Annotated in this window: 23 protein-coding genes and 1 pseudogene; all 24 read left to right on the top strand. The window is 60.9% G+C overall.

The genetic code is table 11. From position 1 onward, the window contains the following. The first annotated feature begins 6 nt into the window (after positions 1 to 6). The 24 genes and pseudogenes from fliF to AC3IX1_RS07985 all read left to right on the top strand — a co-directional run bounded on the left by fliF (position 7) and on the right by AC3IX1_RS07985 (position 22,445). Positions 7 to 1,794, top strand: a complete 1,788-nt coding sequence (fliF, locus tag AC3IX1_RS07870) for a flagellar basal-body MS-ring/collar protein FliF (protein ID WP_489387755.1) — start codon at positions 7 to 9, stop codon at positions 1,792 to 1,794. Beyond that, a complete protein-coding gene (gene fliG / locus AC3IX1_RS07875; RefSeq protein ID WP_007983391.1) occupies positions 1,787 to 2,806 on the top strand; it encodes a flagellar motor switch protein FliG in 1,020 nt (339 codons plus the stop codon). Before fliF ends, fliG begins: the two co-directional genes overlap by 8 nt. Before the next feature lie 4 nt (positions 2,807 to 2,810). Next, the gene (gene fliH, locus AC3IX1_RS07880) at positions 2,811 to 3,608 is read left to right on the top strand and encodes a flagellar assembly protein FliH (protein WP_489387756.1); all 798 of its coding nucleotides are present in this window, start codon (positions 2,811 to 2,813) and stop codon (positions 3,606 to 3,608) included. Continuing rightward, positions 3,598 to 4,956, top strand: coding sequence for a flagellar protein export ATPase FliI (gene fliI / locus AC3IX1_RS07885; protein ID WP_150724464.1), 1,359 nt, complete (start codon positions 3,598 to 3,600; stop codon positions 4,954 to 4,956). The genes fliH and fliI overlap by 11 nt, the downstream gene beginning before the upstream one ends. Before the next feature lie 6 nt (positions 4,957 to 4,962). Next, positions 4,963 to 5,412, top strand: coding sequence for a flagellar export protein FliJ (gene fliJ / locus AC3IX1_RS07890; protein WP_489387757.1), 450 nt, complete (start codon positions 4,963 to 4,965; stop codon positions 5,410 to 5,412). A gap of 89 nt (positions 5,413 to 5,501) precedes the next feature. Beyond that, entirely contained in the window at positions 5,502 to 5,801 is a 300-nt protein-coding gene (locus tag AC3IX1_RS07895; RefSeq protein ID WP_347911189.1) for an STAS domain-containing protein, read from the top strand. A gap of 5 nt (positions 5,802 to 5,806) precedes the next feature. Further along, positions 5,807 to 7,513, top strand: a complete 1,707-nt coding sequence (locus AC3IX1_RS07900) for an ATP-binding SpoIIE family protein phosphatase (protein WP_489387758.1) — start codon at positions 5,807 to 5,809, stop codon at positions 7,511 to 7,513. Positions 7,514 to 7,543: 30 nt separating this feature from the next. After that, positions 7,544 to 7,894 carry an Hpt domain-containing protein gene (locus AC3IX1_RS07905; RefSeq protein ID WP_489387759.1) on the top strand — a complete coding sequence of 117 codons (351 nt, stop codon included), beginning with the start codon at positions 7,544 to 7,546 and terminating at the stop codon, positions 7,892 to 7,894. Positions 7,895 to 7,994: 100 nt separating this feature from the next. After that, positions 7,995 to 9,353: a flagellar hook-length control protein FliK gene (locus AC3IX1_RS07910; protein WP_489387760.1), complete on the top strand. Its 1,359-nt coding sequence runs from the start codon at positions 7,995 to 7,997 to the stop codon at positions 9,351 to 9,353. A gap of 233 nt (positions 9,354 to 9,586) precedes the next feature. Further along, entirely contained in the window at positions 9,587 to 10,090 is a 504-nt protein-coding gene (gene fliL / locus AC3IX1_RS07915; protein WP_489387761.1) for a flagellar basal body-associated protein FliL, read from the top strand. A 9-nt stretch (positions 10,091 to 10,099) separates the two neighbouring features. Continuing rightward, a complete protein-coding gene (gene fliM, locus AC3IX1_RS07920) occupies positions 10,100 to 11,068 on the top strand; it encodes a flagellar motor switch protein FliM (RefSeq protein WP_046037701.1) in 969 nt (322 codons plus the stop codon). A gap of 66 nt (positions 11,069 to 11,134) precedes the next feature. Then, entirely contained in the window at positions 11,135 to 11,581 is a 447-nt protein-coding gene (gene fliN / locus AC3IX1_RS07925) for a flagellar motor switch protein FliN (protein ID WP_489387762.1), read from the top strand. Beyond that, on the top strand, positions 11,582 to 12,028 hold the full coding sequence (gene fliO, locus AC3IX1_RS07930; protein WP_489387763.1) for a flagellar biosynthetic protein FliO: 447 nt from the start codon (positions 11,582 to 11,584) through the stop codon (positions 12,026 to 12,028). It begins immediately after the preceding gene. Then, on the top strand, positions 12,028 to 12,786 hold the full coding sequence (gene fliP, locus AC3IX1_RS07935; protein ID WP_489387764.1) for a flagellar type III secretion system pore protein FliP: 759 nt from the start codon (positions 12,028 to 12,030) through the stop codon (positions 12,784 to 12,786). Before fliO ends, fliP begins: the two co-directional genes overlap by 1 nt. After that, complete coding sequence (gene fliQ, locus AC3IX1_RS07940) at positions 12,783 to 13,052, top strand: flagellar biosynthesis protein FliQ (protein WP_008058625.1); 270 nt, start codon at positions 12,783 to 12,785, stop codon at positions 13,050 to 13,052. The genes fliP and fliQ overlap by 4 nt, the downstream gene beginning before the upstream one ends. Before the next feature lie 3 nt (positions 13,053 to 13,055). Further along, a complete protein-coding gene (gene fliR / locus AC3IX1_RS07945) occupies positions 13,056 to 13,841 on the top strand; it encodes a flagellar biosynthetic protein FliR (protein ID WP_489387765.1) in 786 nt (261 codons plus the stop codon). Positions 13,842 to 13,844: 3 nt separating this feature from the next. Further along, positions 13,845 to 14,984 (top strand): flagellar biosynthesis protein FlhB, encoded by a 1,140-nt coding sequence (gene flhB, locus AC3IX1_RS07950; protein WP_489387766.1) that lies wholly within the window; start codon positions 13,845 to 13,847, stop codon positions 14,982 to 14,984. A 154-nt stretch (positions 14,985 to 15,138) separates the two neighbouring features. Further along, a complete protein-coding gene (locus AC3IX1_RS07955; RefSeq protein WP_489387767.1) occupies positions 15,139 to 15,807 on the top strand; it encodes a hypothetical protein in 669 nt (222 codons plus the stop codon). Positions 15,808 to 15,841: 34 nt separating this feature from the next. Further along, a pseudogene (locus AC3IX1_RS07960) lies at positions 15,842 to 16,527 on the top strand (EscU/YscU/HrcU family type III secretion system export apparatus switch protein); the annotation flags it as partial. Between the two features lie 224 nt (positions 16,528 to 16,751). Next, positions 16,752 to 18,881, top strand: a complete 2,130-nt coding sequence (flhA, locus tag AC3IX1_RS07965; RefSeq protein ID WP_489387768.1) for a flagellar biosynthesis protein FlhA — start codon at positions 16,752 to 16,754, stop codon at positions 18,879 to 18,881. A gap of 11 nt (positions 18,882 to 18,892) precedes the next feature. Next, positions 18,893 to 20,221 carry a flagellar biosynthesis GTPase FlhF gene (flhF, locus tag AC3IX1_RS07970; protein WP_489387769.1) on the top strand — a complete coding sequence of 443 codons (1,329 nt, stop codon included), beginning with the start codon at positions 18,893 to 18,895 and terminating at the stop codon, positions 20,219 to 20,221. A 116-nt stretch (positions 20,222 to 20,337) separates the two neighbouring features. Next, entirely contained in the window at positions 20,338 to 21,168 is an 831-nt protein-coding gene (gene fleN / locus AC3IX1_RS07975; protein WP_007975361.1) for a flagellar synthesis regulator FleN, read from the top strand. Beyond that, the gene (fliA, locus tag AC3IX1_RS07980) at positions 21,165 to 21,905 is read left to right on the top strand and encodes an RNA polymerase sigma factor FliA (RefSeq protein ID WP_007894214.1); all 741 of its coding nucleotides are present in this window, start codon (positions 21,165 to 21,167) and stop codon (positions 21,903 to 21,905) included. The genes fleN and fliA overlap by 4 nt, the downstream gene beginning before the upstream one ends. Positions 21,906 to 22,073: 168 nt before the next feature. Then, positions 22,074 to 22,445 carry a chemotaxis response regulator CheY gene (locus AC3IX1_RS07985; RefSeq protein ID WP_003183998.1) on the top strand — a complete coding sequence of 124 codons (372 nt, stop codon included), beginning with the start codon at positions 22,074 to 22,076 and terminating at the stop codon, positions 22,443 to 22,445. Positions 22,446 to 22,456: the final 11 nt, after the last annotated feature.

A 22,456-nucleotide genomic window follows, 5' to 3' on the forward strand; every position in this document is an offset into this window, starting at 1 on the left:
TGAGTCATGGCAGAAGCAGTCGCCGATAACGTTCCGGCCAAGGCCACTCCAATTGACGGCAAACCGCCGCTGTTCGGGTTGTCCTTCCTGGAAAACCTCTCCGAGATGACCATGTTGCGTCAGGTGGGCCTGTTGGTCGGCCTGGCGGCGAGCGTGGCGATTGGTTTTGCCGTGGTGTTGTGGTCCCAGCAACCGGACTACCGGCCTCTGTACGGCAGCCTTGCCGGCATGGACGCCAAGCAGGTCATGGATACCCTGGCCTCCGCCGATATCCCGTACACCGTCGAACCCAATTCCGGTGCCTTGCTGGTCAAGGCCGATGACCTGTCCCGTGCGCGGCTCAAGCTCGCGGGCGCTGGTGTCACTCCCAGCGACGGCAACATCGGTTTTGAAATCCTCGACAAGGAACAGGGACTGGGCACCAGCCAGTTCATGGAAGCGACCCGCTATCGTCGCGGCCTCGAAGGCGAGCTGGCCCGCACCATTTCCAGCCTGAACAACGTCAAGGGTGCCCGTGTGCACCTGGCGATCCCGAAAAGTTCGGTGTTCGTGCGCGACGAGCGCAAGCCGAGCGCGTCGGTTCTGGTTGAACTCTATTCCGGTCGCTCCCTCGAGCCAGGCCAGGTCGTAGCCATCATCAATCTGGTGGCCACCAGCGTTCCCGAACTCAGCAAGTCGCAAATCACTGTCGTCGACCAGAAGGGCAACCTGCTCTCGGATCAGGCGGAAAACTCCGAACTGACCATGGCCGGCAAGCAGTTCGACTACAGCCGTCGCATGGAAAGCATGCTCACCCAGCGCGTGCACAACATCCTGCAGCCGGTGCTGGGCAACGACCGTTACAAGGCCGAAGTTTCGGCTGACGTGGATTTCAGCGCGGTCGAGTCGACATCCGAGCAATTCAACCCGGATCAGCCGGCATTGCGCAGCGAACAGTCGGTCAACGAACAACGTACCGCCAGCAATGGCCCGCAAGGCGTGCCGGGTGCCTTGAGCAATCAGCCGCCGTCGCCAGCCTCCGCGCCGCAGACCACCGGTGGCGCCACTGCGTCGGCCGGCATGGTGCAGCCAGGACAGCCGCTGATCGATGCCAACGGCCAGCAAATCATGGACCCGGCCACCGGTCAGCCGATGCTCGCGCCCTACCCGGCAGACAAGCGTCAACAATCGACCAAGAACTTCGAACTCGACCGTTCCATCAGCCACACCAAGCAGCAGCAGGGTCGCTTGAATCGCCTGTCGGTGTCGGTGGTGGTCGATGATCAAGTCAAGATCAACCCGGCCAACGGCGAAACCACCCGTGCGCCGTGGACCGCCGATGAATTGGCGCGCTTCACTCGCCTGGTGCAGGACGCGGTCGGCTTCGATGCCAGCCGTGGTGACAGCGTCAGTGTGATCAACATGCCGTTCTCCGCCGAGCGCGGTGAAGCGATTGCCGAAATTCCGTTCTACTCCCAGCCCTGGTTCTGGGACATTGTCAAGCAAGTGCTGGGCGTGCTGTTCATTTTGGTGCTGGTGTTCGGCGTGCTGCGTCCGGTGCTCAACAACATCACCGGTGGTGGCAAGGGCAAGCAGCTGGTCGGTATCGGTAGCGACGTCGAGTTGGGTGGCATGGGCGGTCTGGACGGCGAACTGGCCAACGACCGTGTCAGCCTCGGTGGTCCGACCAGTATCCTGCTGCCGAGCCCGAGCGAAGGCTATGACGCTCAGTTGAACGCAATCAAGAGTCTGGTGGCAGAAGATCCGGGTCGTGTGGCCCAGGTCGTGAAAGAGTGGATTAACGCAGATGAGTGATAACCGAGCCGTTGCCGCCAAACTGTCCAAGGTCGACAAAGCCGCAATCCTGTTGCTGTCCCTGGGCTCCACCGACGCTGCCCAGGTGCTGCGCCACATGGGGCCCAAAGAGGTTCAGCGCGTGGGCGTGGCCATGGCCCAGATGGGTAATGTGCACCGCGAGCAGGTCGAGCAGGTGATGAGCGAGTTCGTCGATATCGTCGGCGACCAGACCAGCCTGGGCGTCGGCTCCGATGACTATGTGCGCAAGATGCTCACCCAGGCCCTGGGCGAAGACAAGGCCAACGGCCTGATCGACCGCATCCTGCTCGGTGGCAACACCAGCGGCCTCGACAGCCTGAAGTGGATGGAGCCGCGCGCCGTCGCCGACGTGATCCGTTACGAGCACCCGCAGATCCAGGCGATCGTGGTGGCGTATCTCGATCCGGACCAGGCCGGTGAAGTACTTGGCAACTTCGACCACAAGGTGCGACTGGACATCATCCTGCGGGTTTCCTCGCTGAACACCGTACAGCCAGCCGCCCTGAAAGAACTCAACCAGATTCTCGAGAAGCAGTTCTCCGGCAACTCGAATGCCTCGCGCACCACCCTGGGTGGCATCAAGCGTGCGGCGGACATCATGAACTTCCTCGACAGCTCGATCGAAGGCCAGCTTATGGACTCGATCCGCGAAGTCGACGAAGACCTGTCGGGTCAGATCGAAGACCTCATGTTCGTGTTCAACAACCTGGCCGATGTCGACGACCGCGGGATCCAGGCGCTGCTCCGCGAGGTGTCCTCCGATGTGCTGGTGCTGGCCCTCAAGGGGTCGGACGAAGGCGTCAAGGAGAAGATCTTCAAGAACATGTCCAAGCGTGCGGCGGAACTGTTGCGCGACGACCTGGAAGCCAAGGGGCCAGTGCGCGTCAGCGACGTGGAAACCGCGCAGAAGGAAATCCTCACCATCGCCCGCCGTATGGCCGAAGCCGGAGAAATCGTTCTCGGCGGCAAGGGCGGCGAGGAAATGATCTAACACCATGGTCAAGAATGATGATGCACCCACTGACCTGATCCGGGCCAGGGATGTCAGTGGCTTCGATACCTGGGCGCTGCCCAGCTTCGACCCGCCGGAACCCGAGCCGGAACCTGAGCCTGAACCCGAGCCGCCGGAAATGGAGGACGTGCCGCTGGAGGAAGTCCAGCCACTGACCCTCGAAGAGCTCGAAAGCATTCGCCAGGAAGCCTACAACGAAGGTTTCGCGGTAGGTGAGAAGGAAGGTTTTCACAGCACCACGCTCAAGGTCCGTCAGGAAGCCGAACAGGCGCTGGCGCCGAAGCTTGCCGGGCTGGAACAGTTGATGGCGCACCTGTTCGAGCCCATCGCCGAGCAGGACACCCAGATTGAAAAGTCGCTGGTCGACCTCGTGCAGCACATCACCAGACAAGTGATTCAGCGCGAACTGGCCATCGACTCGACGCAGATCGAACACGTGATGCGCGAGGCGCTCAAACTGTTGCCGTTGGGCGTGGGCAATGTGCGGCTGTACATCAATCCGCAGGATTTCGCACAGGTCAAAGCCTTGCGTGAACGCCATGAAGAAACCTGGCGCATCGTCGAGGACGAATCGTTATTGCCTGGCGGTTGCCGGGTCGAGACGGAACACAGCCGCATCGACGCCACGGTGGAAACCCGCATCGCGCAGGTGATGGACAAGTTGTTCGATCAGTTGCACGAGCAGGCCTTGCACCCGGCCGCGCCGGACCTGAGCCTGGAACTGCCAATCGACAGCAAGCCTGCGGCCGCGCCGGAAGCGGATGCACCTGATGCGCCTTGAACGCACCAGCTTCGCCAAGCGCCTGGGCAGTTACGCCGAGGCGACTGAGTTGGCCGGCGCGCCGATCCTTGAGGGGCGCCTGCTACGCATGGTCGGCCTGACCCTCGAAGCCGAAGGCCTGCGCGCCGCCATGGGCAGCCGCTGCATGGTGATCAACGACGACAGCTATCACCCGGTGCAAGTTGAAGCCGAAGTCATGGGCTTCTCCGGCAGCAAAGTCTTTTTGATGCCTGTCGGCAGCGTTGCGGGTATCGCACCCGGCGCCCGCGTTGTTCCCCTGTCCGATACCGGTCGCTTGCCGATGGGCATGAGCATGCTCGGGCGGGTGCTCGATGGCGCCGGTCGTGCGCTGGACGGCAAGGGCGGGATGAAGGCCGAGGACTGGGTGCCGATGGACGGCCCGACCATCAACCCGCTCAAGCGCGAACCGATCAGCGAACCGCTGGACGTGGGCATCCGTTGCATCAACGGCATGTTGACGGTCGGTCGCGGTCAGCGGCTCGGGCTGTTCGCCGGTACCGGTGTCGGTAAATCCGTGCTGTTGGGCATGATGACCCGCTTCACCGAGGCTGACATCATCGTCGTCGGGCTGATCGGTGAGCGGGGTCGTGAAGTCAAAGAATTCATCGAGCACATCCTAGGTGAAGAAGGGCTCAAGCGTTCGGTGGTGGTGGCATCCCCGGCGGACGATGCGCCGCTGATGCGACTGCGCGCGGCCATGTACTGCACGCGCATCGCCGAATATTTCCGCGACAAGGGCAAGAACGTCCTGTTGCTCATGGATTCGCTGACCCGTTTCGCCCAGGCCCAGCGGGAAATCGCCCTGGCCATCGGCGAACCGCCAGCGACCAAGGGCTATCCGCCGTCGGTGTTCGCCAAACTGCCGAAACTGGTGGAGCGGGCCGGCAACGCGGAGAAGGGCGGGGGTTCGATCACCGCGTTCTACACCGTGCTGTCCGAAGGCGATGACCAGCAGGATCCGATTGCCGACTCGGCGCGGGGCGTACTCGACGGGCACATCGTATTGTCCCGGCGTCTGGCCGAAGAGGGGCATTACCCGGCCATCGATATCGAAGCGTCCATCAGCCGGGTGATGCCGGCGGTGGTGTCGCCGGAACACATGGCTCGTGCGCAGTATTTCAAGCAATTGTGGTCGCGTTATCAGCAGAGCCGCGACCTGATCAGTGTTGGTGCCTATGTCGCCGGCGGAGATCGTGAGACCGATCTGGCGATTTCCCTGCAACCGCAATTGGTCAAATACCTGCGCCAGGGCCTCAACGACAGCATCAGCCTGGGCGAAAGCGAGGCGTATCTGGCCTCGATCTTCGCGCCCGCGGCAGGCGGTTAAGCGGTCATGGCCCTGAGTCGGGCAGGAAGGCTGGCGCCGGTGGTGGAAATGGCCGAAAAGGCCGAGAAAACCGCGGTCCAGCGCCTGGGGCACTTTCAAGGGCAGGTTCGCCTGGCACAAAGCAAACTCGCCGACCTCGAAGCCTTCCGTCTCGACTATCAGGAACAATGGATCGTACGCGGCAGCAGCGGTGTCTCGGGCCAGTGGTTGCTGGGCTATCAGGGTTTTCTCGCGCAACTGGGCACGGCCATCGACCAGCAGCGGCAAAGCCTGGCCTGGCATCAGAACAACCTGAACAAGGCTCGGGAAACCTGGCGGCAGGCGTTTGCCCGGGTCGAAGGCTTGCGCAAGCTGGTTCAGCGCTATGCCGATGAGGCGCGGGCGCTTGAAGACCGGCGCGAACAGAAACTGCTGGATGAATTGTCCCAGCGCTTGCCACGCGAGAATCCCTATTGAGCGTGCTTTCAAAAAACAGGCTGGCTTGCCCTCATTCCCTCCTGATGCTAAACCTTCTAAACGTTTTCCAAAGACAAGGAAGCCATTAAATGTCAGTCGTTACAGAAATGTCCCAGGACGGGCAAAAGCTGACGATCTCGGTCAAGGGTCGTTTCGATTTCGCCAAGCATCAGGAATTTCGTCAGTCCTACGAAGATAAACAGCTGTCGGCGGTCGTGGTCGACCTGAAAGACGCCACTTACCTCGACAGTTCGGCCCTGGGCATGCTGCTTTTGCTGCGCGATCACGCCGGTGGCGACGACTCCGATGTGCGTGTCGTCAACAGCAGTACCGACGTGCGCAAAATCCTCGCCATCTCCAACTTCGACAAACTGTTCGACATCAGTTGATTGCCATGCAACCACTGGAGTCGCTGACGATCCTGATTGCCGAGGACAGCGCTGCTGATCGCCTGCTGTTGTCGAGTATCCTGCGCCGCCAGGGGCATGACGTGCTGACGGCGGCCAACGGCGCCGAAGCGGTCGAGGTGTTTGGCCAGCATCACCCGCACCTGGTGTTGATGGATGCGATGATGCCGGTCATGGACGGCTTCGAGGCGGCCCGGCAAATCAAGTCCCTGGCCGGGGAAACCCTGGTGCCGATCATCTTCCTCACGTCTTTGTCCGAAAGCGAAGCCTTGGCCCGCTGCCTGGAGGTCGGCGGTGACGACTTTCTGGCAAAGCCCTACAACCAGGTGATTCTCGCTGCCAAGATCAAGGCGATGGATCGCTTGCGGCGCTTGCAGGACACCGTGCTGCAACAGCGTGACCAGATCGCCCGGCACCACGACTACCTGCTCAACGAACAGCGCGTGGCCAAGGCCGTTTTCGACAAGGTGGCGCACTCCGGCTGCCTGAATGGCGCACCGAATATCCGTTATCTGCAATCGCCCTATGCGCTGTTCAACGGCGACCTGTTGCTGGCCGCGTTCACCCCGGCCGGAGACATGCACGTGCTGCTGGGCGACTTCACCGGCCACGGTCTGCCGGCGGCGGTGGGCGCCATGCCCCTGGCCGAAGTCTTCTACGGGATGACCGCCAAGGGCTACGGCCTGGCGGAAACCCTGCGCGAGATGAATGCCAAGCTCAAGCGCATCCTGCCGGTGGACATGTTCTGCTGTGCCACGTTGCTGTGCCTGAGTTTTCAGCGCCGTTCGGTGGAAGTCTGGAACGGCGGCATGCCGGACGGTTACCTGCATCGCATCGCCAGTGGCGAGCGAACGCCTCTGCCGGCGCGGCACCTGCCTTTGGGGGTGCTGAGCCCGGAATCCTTCGATGAGCGTACCGACGTGTTTCCCATGGCCCTCGGGGATCGGGTGTTTCTCCTGTCCGATGGGGTGATCGATACCTGTGACGCCAATGATCAGTTGTTTGGCGTGCAGCGATTGCAGCAGGTGTTTGCCGCCAATCGGCAGCCGGATGTGCTGTTCGAAGAGATCGAACAGGCGCTGCGTCATTTCGGCGGAGAAGCGCGCGACGATGTCAGCATGGTCGAAATCAGCCTGCTCGAGCCGGCGCAGATCGCCCCGCCGGCATTGGTCTACTCCGACAGCGGCCAGTCCTGCCCGCTGGACTGGTCGGTAAGTTTCGAGTTTCGCGCCGCCACGCTCAAGCGCTTCAACCCGTTGCCCTACCTGTTGCAGTTGCTGCTTGAGGTCCATGGCCTTCGGGCTCAGAGCGGTGAGCTCTACAGTGTGCTGGCGGAACTGTATTCCAATGCGCTGGAGCATGGCGTGCTGGGGCTGGACTCGAACCTCAAGCGCGATGCATCGGGGTTTGCGCGGTATTATCAAGAGCGCAATACCCGGCTGGACGAGCTGCGCGAAGGCTATGTACGGTTAAATTTGCAGGTGACGCCAACGGATGATGGCGGTTGCCTGACCATTCACATCGAAGACAGTGGCAAGGGTTTCGATGTCGAGCGGGTGATGGCAAGACCTTTGGAAGACATCCGCCTGTCGGGACGTGGGGTCAGTCTGATCCGTCAGTTGGGGCGTAATGCCCGCTGGACCGACGATGGTCGAAGTGCACGCGTGGAGTTTATCTGGGAGGCTCTGGCATAATCCGCGCATTCTTGATCAAGGAGTGAGCAAGTGGACGACACACATGTGGATCGCGACGTGCTGAGTGCTTTGCAGGAAGTGATGGAAGAGGGCTATCCGGATCTGCTGGATATCTTTCTTGCTGACTCCGAAGAGCGCCTGAAAGTCTTGAGAACGGCTGACAGTGCCGCACTGCTCGTTGAAACCGCCCATAGCTTCAAGGGCAGCAGCAGCAATATGGGCGCCCTCAGGCTGACCGAGCTGTGCCACCAGCTTGAGCAGCAGGCCAGAAGCTTGCCATGCACCGCCGTTCAGGAGCTGGTCGGCGAAATCGATCGCGAGTTCGCCGGTATCCGGCCTCTGTACGAAGCTGAACGACAGCGTTGCCCGGCGAAAATCTGAGCACACGCTGCATTTGCTCTTCTACGAGTGAAACTGGCTCGACCTTTGCAGTCAACTCATCCAACTGTACTTACGAGCCCCGTGCAGCGGAGACCGTTTCATGCCCGTTACTCCCGATATTCTGCTTCAGGCCGCCAGGCAGGCCAAGACTCAAGCCGCCTCCGCCAATCCCCCGGCGCTGACCGCTGAGCCCGGGGACAAGGCTGCAAGCTTCGCTCATGTCTATGCCAGCCAGGCCCAGGGCAAGCCCAATGCGGTGGCGGATGCCCCGGTCAGGCCGGGTCGCGACAAAACCAGCGATGTTGCCGAAAAAAAAGACGCTGGTGAGGACAAGTCTGCCACCGAGGAACCGATGGTTGCCGATGGCGGCAAATCCTTGCCTGCCGACCATTCGGCGCAGGCTGACGACAAGACCGCCAGCGATGAAACGTCAGATGCCGACCCGGCTCCGGTCATCGATGCCGCATCGCTCGACCCGGCGCTTGATCCTGCATTGCAGCAAGCCATACAGCCAGTGGTGCCTGCGCCGACAACGCCTGCCGTAGCCGATGCGGTGCAGCCAACGGTTGAAGCGCCGGTTGCGGCAGCGATCACGGCTACAAACGTTCCGGCTCCGACCGGCACTGACGGTGATTTCGATCCCTCGACCGATCCGCTCGACGCATTGCCGGCTGTGCGCCTGGCGATGGAGCAGGGCGGTCACGTATCGGCTTCCAGCCAGGCGCAGCCCAAGGCTGCACCGACCCAGGCGCAAGCCCAGGCTGACGGTGAGCTGACGTCGGCGCAGAACTTTGCCGCCGGCATGGCGACCATGCTGGATGTTCAGGCCGACAAGAGCAGTGCCGGTCAGGGCGACGACAAGGCTTTCAGCGGCTTGATCGATGACGGCCTGAAAGATCTCAAGTCCGCCAGCAGCGACACCCGTGTCGATGATTTCGCCAACCGTCTGGCCGCACTGACCCAGGCGGCCACACCGAAGACCGCCAATGCCTTGCCGGTGAACCAGCCGATCGCCATGCACCAGAGCGGCTGGACTGAAGAGGTGGTGAACCGGGTCATGTACCTGTCCAGCGCCAACCTCAAGGCGGCGGACATCCAGTTGCAGCCCGCTGAACTCGGTCGCCTGGACATTCGGGTGAACATGGTTCCCGATCAACAGACCCAGGTCACGTTCATGAGTGCGCATCCAAGTGTTCGCGAAGCGCTGGACGGGCAGATGCATCGCCTGCGTGACATGTTTGCCCAACAGGGCATGGGCCAGGTCGATGTCAATGTTTCGGACCAGTCCCGTGGTTCGCAGCAAGGGCAGGAACAAGCCGGGCAAAGCCAGAGCGGGCGGACCAGTGCCAGCGGCGGTCGCCTCGATTCGATGGATGAAGACATCACCCCGAGCGTCGCTGAGGTCGCGGCCAATACCACCAGCGTGATCGGCTCCAGCGCGGTCGATTACTACGCCTGACCAGGCTATACAAAAAAACCTGTGGGAGCGGGCTTGCCCGCGATTGCGGTGTCGCAGTCGATGAAGATGTTGACTGACATGCCCCCATCGCGGGCAAGCCCGCTCCCACAGTGTTTTGTGGTGTTCTCCGTGCTGCAAGTTTGCCCACCCATCCCCTCCGACACTTCTGGCATAACACTTGCTCTTGCCTTGCCGTGCGACTGTGAAAACCCGAATAGTGACGGATTATTGGCATGGCGAAGAGCGACGCTGCAGTAAAAGACCCCGCAACCAAAGGCAAACTCAAGCTGATCATCGTGATCGTGGTGGCCCTGCTGCTGGCGATCGGTGTGTCCGTGGGGGCGACCTGGTACTTCATGCACAGCGCTCAGAGCAAGCCTGCCGCGGTTGAGGCGCAGACCGCTCCTGTCGGCAAGCAGCCAGCGATTTTCGAGTCGATGGCACCGGCTTTCGTGGCCAACTTCAACCAGAACGGTCGCCAGCGCTACATGCAAGTGAGCATCACCATGCTCGCGCGCAACCAGGCGGATCTGGATGCGCTCAAGGTCCACATGCCGGTGATCCGCAATAACCTGGTGATGCTGTTCTCCGGGCAGGACTTCGCGACCCTCGCCTCGCCGGTCGGCCAGGAAATGCTGCGGCAGAAAGCCACCGCCAGCGTCCAGGAAGTGGCGCAGAAAGAGCTCGGCAAAGTGGTGATCGAACAGTTGCTTTTCACTAATTTCGTACTGCAGTAGGAACACGACATGGCCGTGCAGGACCTGCTGTCCCAGGATGAGATCGACGCGCTGTTACATGGCGTCGACGATGGTCTGGTACAGACCGATAACGCTGCCGAACCGGGCACCGTCAAAAGCTACGACCTGACCAGCCAGGATCGCATCGTCCGTGGACGCATGCCGACCCTGGAAATGATCAACGAGCGTTTCGCCCGCTACACACGCATCAGCATGTTCAACATGCTGCGTCGCTCGGCGGACGTGGCGGTCGGCGGCGTGCAGGTGATGAAGTTCGGCGAATACGTGCACTCGCTGTACGTGCCGACCAGTCTCAACCTGGTCAAGATCAAACCCCTGCGCGGCACCGCGTTGTTCATCCTCGACGCCAAACTGGTGTTCAAGCTGGTGGACAACTTCTTCGGCGGCGACGGCCGCCACGCCAAGATCGAAGGGCGTGAATTCACGCCGACCGAACTGCGCGTGGTGCGCATGGTGCTGGAGCAGGCGTTCGTCGACTTGAAGGAAGCCTGGCAGGCGATCATGGAAGTCAACTTCGAGTACATCAACTCGGAAGTGAACCCGGCCATGGCCAACATCGTCGGCCCGAGCGAAGCCATTGTGGTGTCGACCTTCCACATCGAACTCGATGGCGGTGGCGGCGACCTGCACGTGACCATGCCGTATTCGATGATCGAGCCAGTGCGCGAAATGCTCGACGCCGGCTTCCAGTCGGACCTCGACGACCAGGACGAGCGCTGGGTCAACGCCCTGCGCCAGGACGTGCTGGACGTCGACGTGCCGATCGGGGCGACGGTGGCTCGTCGTCAGTTGCGCCTGCGCGACATCCTGCACATGCAGCCGGGGGACGTGATCCCGGTCGACATGCCGGAAGAAATGATCATGCGCGCCAACGGTGTGCCGGCCTTCAAGGTCAAGATGGGTTCGCACAAGGGCAACCTGGCGTTGCAAGTGATCGAGCCGATCGAGCGCCGTTGACCGGCGCTCGTACCCATTCGCGATTAACCGAATTCTGAACTTTTGCTCGCCGAGGACACTGACAATATGAACACGCAAGACGACCAGGCTCTGGCCGATGAGTGGGCAGCAGCCCTGGAAGAAACCGGTGATGCCGGGCAGGCCGATATCGACGCCTTGCTGGCCGCCGATGCCAGCAGTTCCGCGTCCAACCGCCTGCCAATGGAAGAGTTCGGCAGCGTGCCGAAAAACAACGAGCCGGTCAGCCTCGAAGGTCCGAACCTGGACGTGATCCTCGATATCCCGGTATCAATCTCCATGGAAGTGGGCAGCACCGACATCAACATCCGCAACCTGCTGCAACTGAACCAGGGGTCGGTGATCGAGCTGGATCGCCTGGCCGGCGAGCCGCTGGACGTGCTGGTCAATGGCACGCTCATCGCCCACGGCGAAGTGGTGGTGGTCAACGAGAAGTTCGGCATCCGCCTGACGGACGTGATCAGCCCAAGCGAACGCATCAAGAAGCTGCGCTAAGTGAAAAGGCTTTTGGGGGTTTTGTCGGCGTTGCCGTTCAGCGTGCTGGCGGCCGAGCCTGTGGCGACCGCTGCCACTGCCGCTGCGCCTGTGGCCAGCAGTGGTGTAGCCGGGCAGTTGACGCAGCTTGTGCTGGGTTTGTTGCTGGTGCTGGGGTTGATCTTCTTCCTCGCCTGGCTGTTGCGCCGGGTCCAGCAGGCCGGACCTGCGGGCAAGGGCCAGGTGATTGAGCTGATCGGCTCCCGAGCCCTCGGCCCGCGCGACCGCCTGATGCTGGTGCAGGTCGGTAACGAGCAGATCCTGCTCGGCCTGAGTCCCGGCACCATCACCGCGTTGCACGTGCTCAAGGAGCCGGTGCAGGTGCCGAGCGCGACTGAAAACGCGACCCCCGAGTTTGCCCAGCGCCTGATGGAGCTGTTGGGCAAGGATCAGAAGGATAAGAAGTAATGGCTGCGCTGCGCATCGTCTTGACGCTGGCCCTGATGCTGGCGGCGCCGCTGGCGCTCGCCGCCGACCCGTTGTCGATCCCGGCAATCACTCTGGGCACCAATGCGCAGGGTGCCCAGGAATACTCGGTCAGCCTGCAAATCCTGCTGATCATGACCGCGCTGAGTTTTATCCCGGCGTTTGTCATGCTGATGACCAGTTTCACCCGGATCATCATTGTCTTCTCGATCCTGCGCCAGGCCCTTGGCCTGCAACAAACGCCATCGAACCAGATTCTCACCGGCATGGCGCTGTTCCTGACCCTGTTCATCATGGCGCCGGTGTTCGACCGGGTGAACCAGGACGCCTTGCAGCCGTACCTGGCGGAAAAAATGACCGCCCAGGATGCCGTGGCCAAGGCCCAGGTGCCGATCAAGGACTTCATGCTGGCGCAGACCCGCACCAGTGATCTGGAACTGTTCATGCGCTTGTCCAAGCGCACCGACATTGCCACTCCGGATCAGGCGCCACTGACCATCCTGGTGCCGGCGTTCGTTACTTCGGAGCTGAAAACCGCGTTCCAGATCGGCTTCATGATCTTTATTCCGTTCCTGATCATCGACCTGGTCGTGGCGAGTGTGCTGATGGCCATGGGTATGATGATGCTCTCGCCGCTGATCATTTCCCTGCCGTTCAAGATCATGCTGTTCGTTCTGGTCGATGGCTGGGCGCTGATCATCGGTACCCTGGCCAGCAGCTTCGGCGGTGTCTCGCCATGACGCCGGAAGTAGCCGTCGACATCTTCCGCGAAGCGCTGTGGCTGACTACGCTGATGGTTGCCGTGTTGGTGATTCCAAGCCTGCTGGTGGGCCTGATCGTGGCGATGTTCCAGGCCGCCACCCAGATCAACGAACAGACCTTGAGCTTCCTGCCGCGCCTGCTGGTGATGCTGGTGACCCTGATCGTGGCCGGGCCGTGGCTGGTGCAGACCTTCATGGAGTACATCCTGCAGTTGTACGGCAGTATTCCGCAGGTCATCGGCTAAGCCATGTCTTCAATGCTGCAGTTGACGGATACCCAGATCAGCACCTGGGTGGCGGCGTTCATGTTGCCGCTGTTTCGCGTCGGTGCCTTGCTGATGGTCATGCCGGTGTTCGGCACGTCCCTGGTACCTAAGCGCATCCGCCTGTATTTCGCCCTGGCCATCACCGTGGTCATCGCGCCCGGCCTGCCGCCGATGCCACCGGTGAATGCGCTGGACCTGAGCGGCTTGCTGCTGATTGCCGAGCAGATCCTCGTCGGCGCGATCCTCGGCTTCTCGCTGCAGCTGTTCTTCCAGGCGTTTGTGGTCGCCGGGCAAATTGTCGCGATCCAGATGGGCATGGGCTTCGCCTCGATGGTCGACCCTACCAACGGCGTGTCGGTGGCGGTGATCGGGCAGTTCTTCACCATGCTGGTGACGCTGATGTTCCTGGCGATGAATGGCCATCTGGTGGTGTTCGAGGTACTCAGTGAGAGCTTCACCACGCTGCCGGTCGGCAGCGGCCTGATGGTCAATCATTACTGGGAACTCGCTGGCAAGCTGGGTTGGGTGCTCGGCGCGGCGCTGTTGCTGGTGCTGCCGGCCATCACCGCGCTGCTGGTGGTCAACATCGCCTTTGGCGTGATGACCCGGGCGGCGCCGCAACTGAACATCTTTTCCATCGGCTTCCCGCTGACCCTGGTGCTTGGCCTGTTTATCGTCTGGGTCGGGCTGGCGGACATTCTCAACCAGTATCAACCGCTGGCCACCGAGGCCCTGCAGTTTTTACGCGAACTGGCAAAGGCGCGCTGACGCATGGCTGAGAGCGAAAGCGGTCAGGACAAAACAGAAGACCCCACGGAGAAAAAGAAAAAGGACGCCCGGGAGAAGGGTGAGATCGCCCGTTCCAAGGAGCTCAATACCCTGGCGATCATGCTCGCCGGTGCTGGCGCGCTGTTGGTGTTCGGTGGGGCGCTGGCCGAGGACATGATGGAGCTGATGCGCCTGAACTTTTCCCTGTCGCGAGAGGTGGTGCTGGATCAGCGGGCGATGGGTACCTACCTGCTGCGCTCGGGGCAGATCGCCTTGCTGGCGATTCAGCCGGTGATGATCACCTTGTTGCTGGCGGCGTTGATCGGTCCGATCTCCCTCGGTGGCTGGCTGTTTTCCGCCGGCACCATGGCCCCCAAATTCAGCCGGATGAACCCCGGCGCTGGCCTCAAGCGCATGTTCTCGGCCAAGGCCATTGCCGAACTGCTCAAAGCCCTGGCGAAGTTTTTCATCGTATTGTTCGTGGCGCTGTTGGTGTTGTCGGCGGACATCGACGACCTGCTGCGCATCGCCCATGAGCCGCTGGACCGGGCGATCATCCACAGCCTGCAAGTGGTTGGCTGGAGCACCCTGTGGATGGCCTGCGGCTTGATCATCATCGCGGCTGTCGACGTGCCGATCCAGCTCTGGGAAAGTATCAAGAAACTGAAAATGACCAAGCAGGAAGTGCGCGACGAGCACAAGGACCAGGAAGGCCGACCTGAGGTCAAGCAGCGCATTCGTCAGCTCCAGCGCGAAATGTCTCAGCGGCGGATGATGGCGGCCATTCCCGACGCCGACGTAGTCATCACCAACCCGACCCATTACGCCGTAGCCCTCAAGTACGACCCGGACAAGAGCGGCGCGCCGATGTTGATTGCCAAGGGCAGCGACTTCCTGGCGCTGAAGATTCGTGAAATCGCGGCGGCTAACGAGATCCTGCTGCTGGAGTCCCCGGCGCTGGCGCGGTCGATTTACTACTCCACCGAGCTTGAACAGGAAATTCCCGGCGGACTCTACCTGGCGGTTGCGCAGGTGCTGGCTTACGTCTACCAGATTCGACAGTATCGGGCGGGCAAGGGCAAGCGTCCGGATCCGCTCAAGGATGATTTGCCGATTCCGCCGGATTTGCGGCGCGATCGCTGATCCAACCGTTGGTCTGAAAGTTCCACAGACCTGTCAGTTATGACAGTAGACCCCGAGTGCTGTCTTGCTATTCCATGGCCCTCGACAGGTTGCTGTCAGGCGCAGGGCCTGTCAGCTGTTACCTGTCTTACTGATGATAGGTAAGGAGTAGGTCATGACGGTGGATTATCGGCGGCTCGAAGGGATGGCGTTGACGTTTGTTTCCGGCACCCTTGAGCAGAATGACGAGCGAATGCTCAGTTATGCGGTTACTTTCAGAATGTCGCTGGACTTCGTGCATTTCTTGCACATGAGCAATCAGTTTCTTCCGGGGTATCTGGATAATCCGGTCAATGCGATCAGGCCGGAGCTGGGTGGGCTGGCTTATCACTACTCCTACAATTACTTTTTCTCTGCCGCTGGTGGTATCAGGAGTAGCGCAGATCTGTTCAAGGTCTTCGCCAGTCCCGAATACTACATGGATGCTTGGTCGACCGGAGGGCTGGAGCACCGATACGGCAAGCCAGACTTTCGGCTTGTCGGTGGACAGTTGGAAGTGACTGTTCGTCGGGATTTTCGTTGGGAGGACGGTGCGCCGATTTACGTGAAGGATTTGCCGCTCATTACATTTGATTGGTCGCTCAATGTAATGCAGGGGCATTCATCTCAGATGCCGAAGCCGATGCCGATGCTTGCTCCTGCTTCGGTCGTCATTTTTGGCTATACGGAAGCTGAAACAGTGGAGATCGGTGGAGTGCCGGTGCGCAAGCGCATGCGTTACATGGTAGGCAGCGAGTTGCAACTCGGCGCCATTCTCCCTGAGCAGATTCTGACCGCCGAGTAATTGTTTTTCACCCTGAATTTCAGCAATCCGTTCTCTGGCAAAATGGTCGATCCAGCCGATGATGATCACCTTGGTGCTGGCCGCCATCATCGGCCCGATTTCCCTGGGCGGTTGGCTGTTCGCGGCGAGTTCCATAGCGCTCAAGTTCAGCCGTTTGAACCCCGGTCCCGGCCTCAAACGCATTTTCTCCACCAAGTCGCTGGTCGAACTGCTCAAGGCCCTGGCCAAGTTCATCATCATCCTGTTCGTGGTGCTGGCGGTATTGTCGTCGGACATCGATGACCTGCTGCGCATCGCCCATGAGCCCTTGGACATGGCGATCAGCAACGCGAGATGTCCCAGCGCCGGATGATGGCCGCCATTCCCGAGGCCGACGTGGTCATCACCAACCCGACCCACTACGCCGTGGCGCTCAAATACGACCCGGAAAAGGGTAATGCGCCGGTATTGTTGGCCAAGGGTAGCGACTTCCTGGCCCTGAAGATCCGCGAAATCGCGGCGGCCAACGAGATCCTGCTGCTGGAGTCCCCGGCGCCGGCGCGGTCGATCTACTACTCCACCGAGCTTGAGCAGGAAATTCCCGGCGGGCTATATCTGGCGGTTGCGCAGGTGCTGGCTTACGTTTATCAGATTCGACAGTACCGGGCAGGCAAGGGCAAGCGCCCGGATCCGCTCAAGGATGACCTGCCGATTCCGCCGGATCTGCGCCGCGATTCCTGATTTCGATATCGATCAGTGTGGGAGCGAGCTTGCTCGTGATAGCGCCCGCACAGGCACAATTTGCGTCGACTGACACGCCGCCATCGCGAGCAAGCTCGCTCCCACAGAATCCTACAAAACCCCTCTGTTACCTGGCTCTGCAAAAGTTGGAAGGCTTCTTGCAGTACCCGCCCCGAGCCTGCTTCAGGCGTCAAAAGTTTGCTTCAAAGGAACGGGGAAAACCGGTGGATCGCTCTCAGTTAATCAACAGTGCCCGCACAAACGTTGCCGACCTCAGTCGAGGCAATCTGGGCGTGCCGCTGTTGCTGCTGGTCATGTTGGCGATGATGATGTTGCCGATCCCGCCGTTCCTGCTCGACGTGTTCTTCACCTTCAACATTGCACTGTCCATCGTCGTGCTGCTGGTGTGCGTCTACGCCCTGCGGCCGCTGGATTTCGCGGTGTTCCCGACCATTCTGCTGGTGGCAACGCTGTTGCGCCTGGCGTTGAACGTGGCCTCCACCCGGGTGGTGATGCTCCACGGCCAGGACGGTCACGCGGCCGCCGGCAAGGTGATCCAGGCGTTCGGCGAGGTGGTGATCGGCGGTAACTACGTGGTCGGTATCGTGGTCTTCGCGATCTTGATGATCATCAACTTCGTCGTGGTGACCAAGGGTGCGGGGCGGATTTCCGAGGTGAGCGCGCGTTTCACCCTCGATGCGATGCCCGGCAAGCAAATGGCGATCGACGCCGACCTCAACGCCGGCCTGATCGATCAGGCCCAGGCCAAGGCCCGTCGTTCGGAAGTGGCCCAGGAAGCCGAGTTCTACGGCTCCATGGACGGTGCCAGCAAATTCGTTCGTGGTGACGCCATCGCCGGCCTGCTGATCCTGTTCATCAACCTGATCGGCGGCATGGCGGTCGGTATCTTCCAGCACGGTATGACCTTCGGCGACGCCGGCAAGGTGTATGCGCTGTTGACCATTGGTGACGGTTTGGTGGCGCAATTGCCATCACTGTTGTTATCGACAGCTGCGGCGATCATGGTGACCCGTGCGTCCGGTTCGGAAGACATGGGCAAGCAAATCAATCGCCAGATGTTCGCCTCGCCCAAGGCGCTGGCGGTGGCGGCAGGCATGATGGCGGTCATGGGCCTGGTGCCCGGCATGCCGCACTTCTCGTTCCTGAGCATGGCGGCCCTGGCGGCTGGTGGCGCTTACCTGTTCTGGAAAAAGCAGAACGTCGCCAAGGTGCAGGCCCTGCAAGAGGTCAAGCGTCAGCAGGAGTTGCTGCCGTCGCCGGCCCGCGCCCAGGAAACCAAGGAGCTTGGCTGGGATGACGTGACCCCGATCGACATGATCGGTCTGGAAGTGGGTTATCGCCTGATTCCGTTGGTGGACCGCAACCAGGGCGGTCAGTTGCTGGCGCGGATCAAGGGGGTGCGCAAGAAGCTGTCCCAGGATCTGGGCTTCCTGATGCCCACGGTGCATATCCGCGACAACCTCGACCTGGCACCAAGCGCCTATCGCTTGACCCTCATGGGTGTGATCCTGGCCGAAGCGGAGATTTACCCGGATCGCGAACTGGCGATCAACCCGGGGCAGGTCTACGGCACGCTCAATGGCATTACCGCCAAAGATCCGGCTTTCGGCCTGGAGGCAGTCTGGATCGAAATCAGCCAGCGCGCCCAGGCGCAATCCCTCGGTTATACGGTGGTCGATGCCAGTACAGTAGTGGCTACCCACTTGAACCAGATACTCTACAAGCATTCCAGTGAACTGATCGGTCACGAAGAAGTGCAGCACCTCATGCAATTGCTGGCCAAAAGCTCGCCGAAACTGGCCGAGGAGCTGGTGCCTGGCGTGGTTTCGCTGTCGCAGTTGCTCAAGGTGTTGCAAGCGCTGTTGGCCGAACAAGTGCCGGTGCGCGACATCCGCAGCATTGCCGAGGCCATCGCCAACAATGCCGCCAAGAGTCAAGATACCGCCGCGCTGGTGGCTGCCGTGCGGGTTGGCGTCTCCCGTGCAATCGTGCAAAGCATTGTAGGCACTGAGTCGGAGCTGCCAGTTATCACCCTGGAGCCAAGGTTGGAACAGATATTGCTCAATAGTCTGCAAAAGGCAGGACAAGGCTCGGAGGAGGGCGTTCTGCTGGAGCCAAGCATGGCTGAGAAGCTGCAACGTTCGTTGATCGACGCGGCGCAGCGCCAGGAGATGCAAGGTCAGCCGGTGATTCTGCTGGTGGCCGGTCCGGTTCGCGCGATGCTCTCGCGATTTGGCCGGCTCGCAGTCCCGGGTTTGCACGTGTTGGCTTACCAGGAAATCCCTGACAACAAGCAAGTGACCATCGTTGCGACAGTAGGGCCCAACGGCTGAGGTAGTGGTTTATGCAAGTTAAGCGTTTTTTCGCCGCCGATATGCGTCAGGCCATGAAGCTGGTTCGCGACGAGCTGGGCGCTGATGCCGCCATCATTGGCAACCGCCGGATCGCCGGGGGTGTCGAGCTTACAGCTGCCCTGGATTACAAGCTGTCGGCGCTGGCTCCGCGCGTTCCGAACATGGAACTCGAAGACGAGCTGCGCAAGACTCAGTCGCGGATCGTCACCGCCCAGGCCGAATTGAGCCTGCGTGGCGATGGCGAGAGCGACAATGCAACCAATCGCCAGTTGTTCGCCGGCTTGCCGTTGACCGCCGCCGAGCCGCTGATCGAGCCGACTTACGCCGAACCCCGTCGCCCCGTGGCGGCCGCTGCCCCAGCGTCCGGTGGCGTGGACCCGCGCGCGTTCGACTCGATGCGTTTCGAGCTCAACAGCCTGCGCGAACTCATGGAAGTACAACTTGGCTCCCTGGCCTGGAATCAGCTGCAAGGCAGCCGTCCGGACCAGGCCAACCTCTGGCGTCGCCTGCAGCGCATCGGCCTGTCTGGCCCGTTGTCGCGCGACCTGCTGGCGATGATCACAGAAATCGAAGAGCCCCGTCAGGCCTGGCGCATGTTGCTGGCGCACCTGGCGCGCATGATCGTTACCCCGGAAGTCGAGCCGCTGGAAGAGGGCGGTGTGATCGCTATGGTCGGCCCTGCCGGCATGGGCAAGACCACAACCCTGGCCAAGTTGGCTGCCCGTTACGTGCTCAAGTACGGCGCGCAGAACATTGCGCTGGTGAGCATGGACAGCTTTCGCATCGGTGCCCAGGAGCAGCTCAAGACCCTGGGGCGCATTCTCAATGTGTCGGTGACCCACGTCGATCCGGGCCAGTCCCTGGTGCAGGCCTTGGAGCCACTGCTGCGCAAACGCGTGGTGCTGATCGATACCGCCGGCCTGCAGGCCAGCGATCCGGCCCTGCGCATGCAGCTCGAAAGCCTGGCCGGACGTGGCATCCGCTCGAAAAATTATCTGGTCCTGGCAACCACCAGCCAGAAACAGGTTCTAACGGCCGCTTATCACAGTTACAAGCGTTGTGGGCTCGCAGGCTGCATCCTGACTAAACTGGATGAAACGGCAAGTCTGGGCGAGGTGTTGAGCCTTGCCATCAGTCATGAACTGCCGGTGGCTTACCTGACCGATGGCCCGCGGATCCCGGATGATTTGCATCTGCCGCGTCGTCACCAGTTGGTCAGCCGCGCCGTGAGCGTGCAAATGCAGGAAGAACCCAGCGAAGAAGCCATGGCTGACATGTTCGCTGACATCTACCACAGCCCGACCAAGCAGGTTGGCTGAGGTAATAATGAACAGTTTTTGTACCTACATCGATGGTCTGCCATGCATTGTTCCGTTTGTGAACGCGCAGCCAGTAATGTGGCCTCCGTCTATGCAAGACAAGGTAAAGAAATAACATGGGCAGCATGCATCCCGTACAGGTGATCGCGGTGACCGGCGGCAAAGGTGGCGTCGGGAAAACTAATGTGTCAGTGAACTTGTCCCTGGCTTTGGCCGAGCTTGGCCGGCGCGTCATGCTGTTGGACGCCGACCTTGGACTGGCGAACGTCGACGTTCTGCTGGGCCTGACACCCAAACGTACCCTGGCCGACGTGATCGAAGGCCGCTGCGAACTGCGCGATGTATTGCTGCAGGGACCCGGCGGCATCCGTATCGTTCCGGCCGCATCCGGCACTCAGAGCATGGTGCATCTGAGCCCCGCGCAACACGCCGGCCTGATCCAGGCCTTCAGTGATATCGGCGACAACCTCGACGTATTGGTGATCGACACCGCTGCGGGCATTGGTGAGTCGGTCGTCAGTTTCGTTCGCGCCGCCCAGGAAGTACTACTGGTGGTGTGCGACGAACCGACCTCGATTACTGACGCCTACGCCTTGATCAAGTTGCTCAACCGCGACTACGGCATGAACCGTTTCCGCGTCCTGGCCAACATGGCCCAGAGTCCGCAGGAAGGGCGCAACCTGTTCGCCAAGTTGACCAAAGTCACGGATCGCTTCCTCGACGTCGCCCTACAATACGTCGGCGCGGTGCCCTACGACGAAAGCGTGCGCAAGGCCGTGCAGAAGCAGCGCGCCGTCTACGAGGCCTTCCCGCGTTCCAAGTGCTCGCTGGCGTTCAAGGCCATCGCGCAGAAAGTCGATACCTGGCCGCTGCCTGCCAACCCGCGCGGGCACCTGGAGTTTTTCGTCGAGCGGCTCGTGCAGCAGACAGCAGGACCTGTTCTATGACAGCCAGCGGCTACAACCTCTACAAGAAGTCGGCACGCGATGCGCAGTACGAGCTGATCGAGCGTTACGCGCCGCTGGTTAAACGCATTGCTTACCACTTGCTGGCGCGCTTGCCGGCCAGTGTCCAGGTCGAAGACCTGATCCAGGCCGGGATGATCGGCCTGCTTGAAGTGTCGACCAAATATGACGCCAGCAAAGGCGCCAGTTTCGAGACGTACGCGGGCATACGAATCCGCGGCGCCATGCTCGATGAAGTGCGCAAGGGGGACTGGGCGCCACGTTCGGTCCACCGCAATACGCGCATGGTCAGCGATGCCATTCGCTCGATTGAAGCTAAAACCGGCCGTGACGCTAAAGATCACGAAGTTGCGGCCGAACTCCAATTGAGTCTCGACGATTACTACGGGATTTTGAACGACACCCTGGGCAGCCGGTTATTCAGTTTCGACGATCTGTTGCAGGACGGCGAACACGAAGGGCTGCATGAGGATGGCGCGAGTGCTCATCTCGAGCCGTCACGCGATCTGGAAGATGAACGCTTCCAGGCTGCGCTGGCGGACGCGATTGCCAATTTGCCGGAGCGTGAGCGACTGGTGTTGGCGCTGTACTACGACGAAGAGTTGAACCTCAAGGAAATCGGTGAGGTCCTGGGGGTCAGCGAATCGCGGGTCAGCCAGTTACACAGCCAGTGCGCGGCCCGTTTGCGGGGGCGTTTGGGGGAGTGGCGAGCGCGCTGAAGGCAGTGTGGGGGACACTGCGAACGAGGCTGGTGTGGTGTTGAACTGCGCCGGTCGCGATCTGTTGTGCTCCAGACAGTCATTGAGTGCATTGCCGGATTGATTGAAATGGCGCGTCCAGGTGCTGGGCGCGTTTAAGACTGCTTGGAGGTCGAATTGGACAAGAACATGAAAATCCTCATCGTTGATGACTTCTCAACGATGCGGCGGATCATCAAGAACCTGCTGCGTGACCTTGGGTTCACCAACACCGTCGAGGCCGACGATGGCACTACCGCCATTCCGGTGCTCAACAGCGGAAGCATCGACTTTCTGGTAACGGACTGGAACATGCCTGGCATGACCGGTATCGATCTGCTGCGCCACGTGCGTGCCGATGAAAAGCTCAAGCACCTGCCGGTGCTGATGGTGACCGCTGAGGCCAAGCGCGAGCAGATCATCGAAGCGGCCCAGGCCGGCGTTAACGGCTATGTGGTCAAGCCCTTCACGGCCCAGGCGTTGAAAGAAAAAATCGAGAAGATTTTCGAACGCATCGGTTGATGAGTGCGCCA

This window comes from Pseudomonas sp. KH_046_2, assembly GCF_057838985.1.

Coding starts and splice junctions, on each gene's coding strand:
- AC3IX1_RS07955 (WP_489387767.1), top strand. CDS start 15,139: ATGACGGTGGATTATCGGCGGCTCGAAGGGATGGCGTTGACGTTTGTT.
- fliQ (WP_008058625.1), top strand. CDS start 12,783: ATGACGCCGGAAGTAGCCGTCGACATCTTCCGCGAAGCGCTGTGGCTG.
- fliM (WP_046037701.1), top strand. CDS start 10,100: ATGGCCGTGCAGGACCTGCTGTCCCAGGATGAGATCGACGCGCTGTTA.
- fliJ (WP_489387757.1), top strand. CDS start 4,963: ATGGCCCTGAGTCGGGCAGGAAGGCTGGCGCCGGTGGTGGAAATGGCC.
- flhF (WP_489387769.1), top strand. CDS start 18,893: ATGCAAGTTAAGCGTTTTTTCGCCGCCGATATGCGTCAGGCCATGAAG.
- fliG (WP_007983391.1), top strand. CDS start 1,787: ATGAGTGATAACCGAGCCGTTGCCGCCAAACTGTCCAAGGTCGACAAA.
- AC3IX1_RS07985 (WP_003183998.1), top strand. CDS start 22,074: ATGAAAATCCTCATCGTTGATGACTTCTCAACGATGCGGCGGATCATC.
- fliN (WP_489387762.1), top strand. CDS start 11,135: ATGAACACGCAAGACGACCAGGCTCTGGCCGATGAGTGGGCAGCAGCC.
- fliH (WP_489387756.1), top strand. CDS start 2,811: ATGGTCAAGAATGATGATGCACCCACTGACCTGATCCGGGCCAGGGAT.
- AC3IX1_RS07910 (WP_489387760.1), top strand. CDS start 7,995: ATGCCCGTTACTCCCGATATTCTGCTTCAGGCCGCCAGGCAGGCCAAG.
- fliF (WP_489387755.1), top strand. CDS start 7: ATGGCAGAAGCAGTCGCCGATAACGTTCCGGCCAAGGCCACTCCAATT.
- fliR (WP_489387765.1), top strand. CDS start 13,056: ATGTCTTCAATGCTGCAGTTGACGGATACCCAGATCAGCACCTGGGTG.
- flhB (WP_489387766.1), top strand. CDS start 13,845: ATGGCTGAGAGCGAAAGCGGTCAGGACAAAACAGAAGACCCCACGGAG.
- fliL (WP_489387761.1), top strand. CDS start 9,587: ATGGCGAAGAGCGACGCTGCAGTAAAAGACCCCGCAACCAAAGGCAAA.
- fliA (WP_007894214.1), top strand. CDS start 21,165: ATGACAGCCAGCGGCTACAACCTCTACAAGAAGTCGGCACGCGATGCG.
- fleN (WP_007975361.1), top strand. CDS start 20,338: ATGGGCAGCATGCATCCCGTACAGGTGATCGCGGTGACCGGCGGCAAA.
- AC3IX1_RS07895 (WP_347911189.1), top strand. CDS start 5,502: ATGTCAGTCGTTACAGAAATGTCCCAGGACGGGCAAAAGCTGACGATC.
- fliI (WP_150724464.1), top strand. CDS start 3,598: ATGCGCCTTGAACGCACCAGCTTCGCCAAGCGCCTGGGCAGTTACGCC.
- fliP (WP_489387764.1), top strand. CDS start 12,028: ATGGCTGCGCTGCGCATCGTCTTGACGCTGGCCCTGATGCTGGCGGCG.
- AC3IX1_RS07900 (WP_489387758.1), top strand. CDS start 5,807: ATGCAACCACTGGAGTCGCTGACGATCCTGATTGCCGAGGACAGCGCT.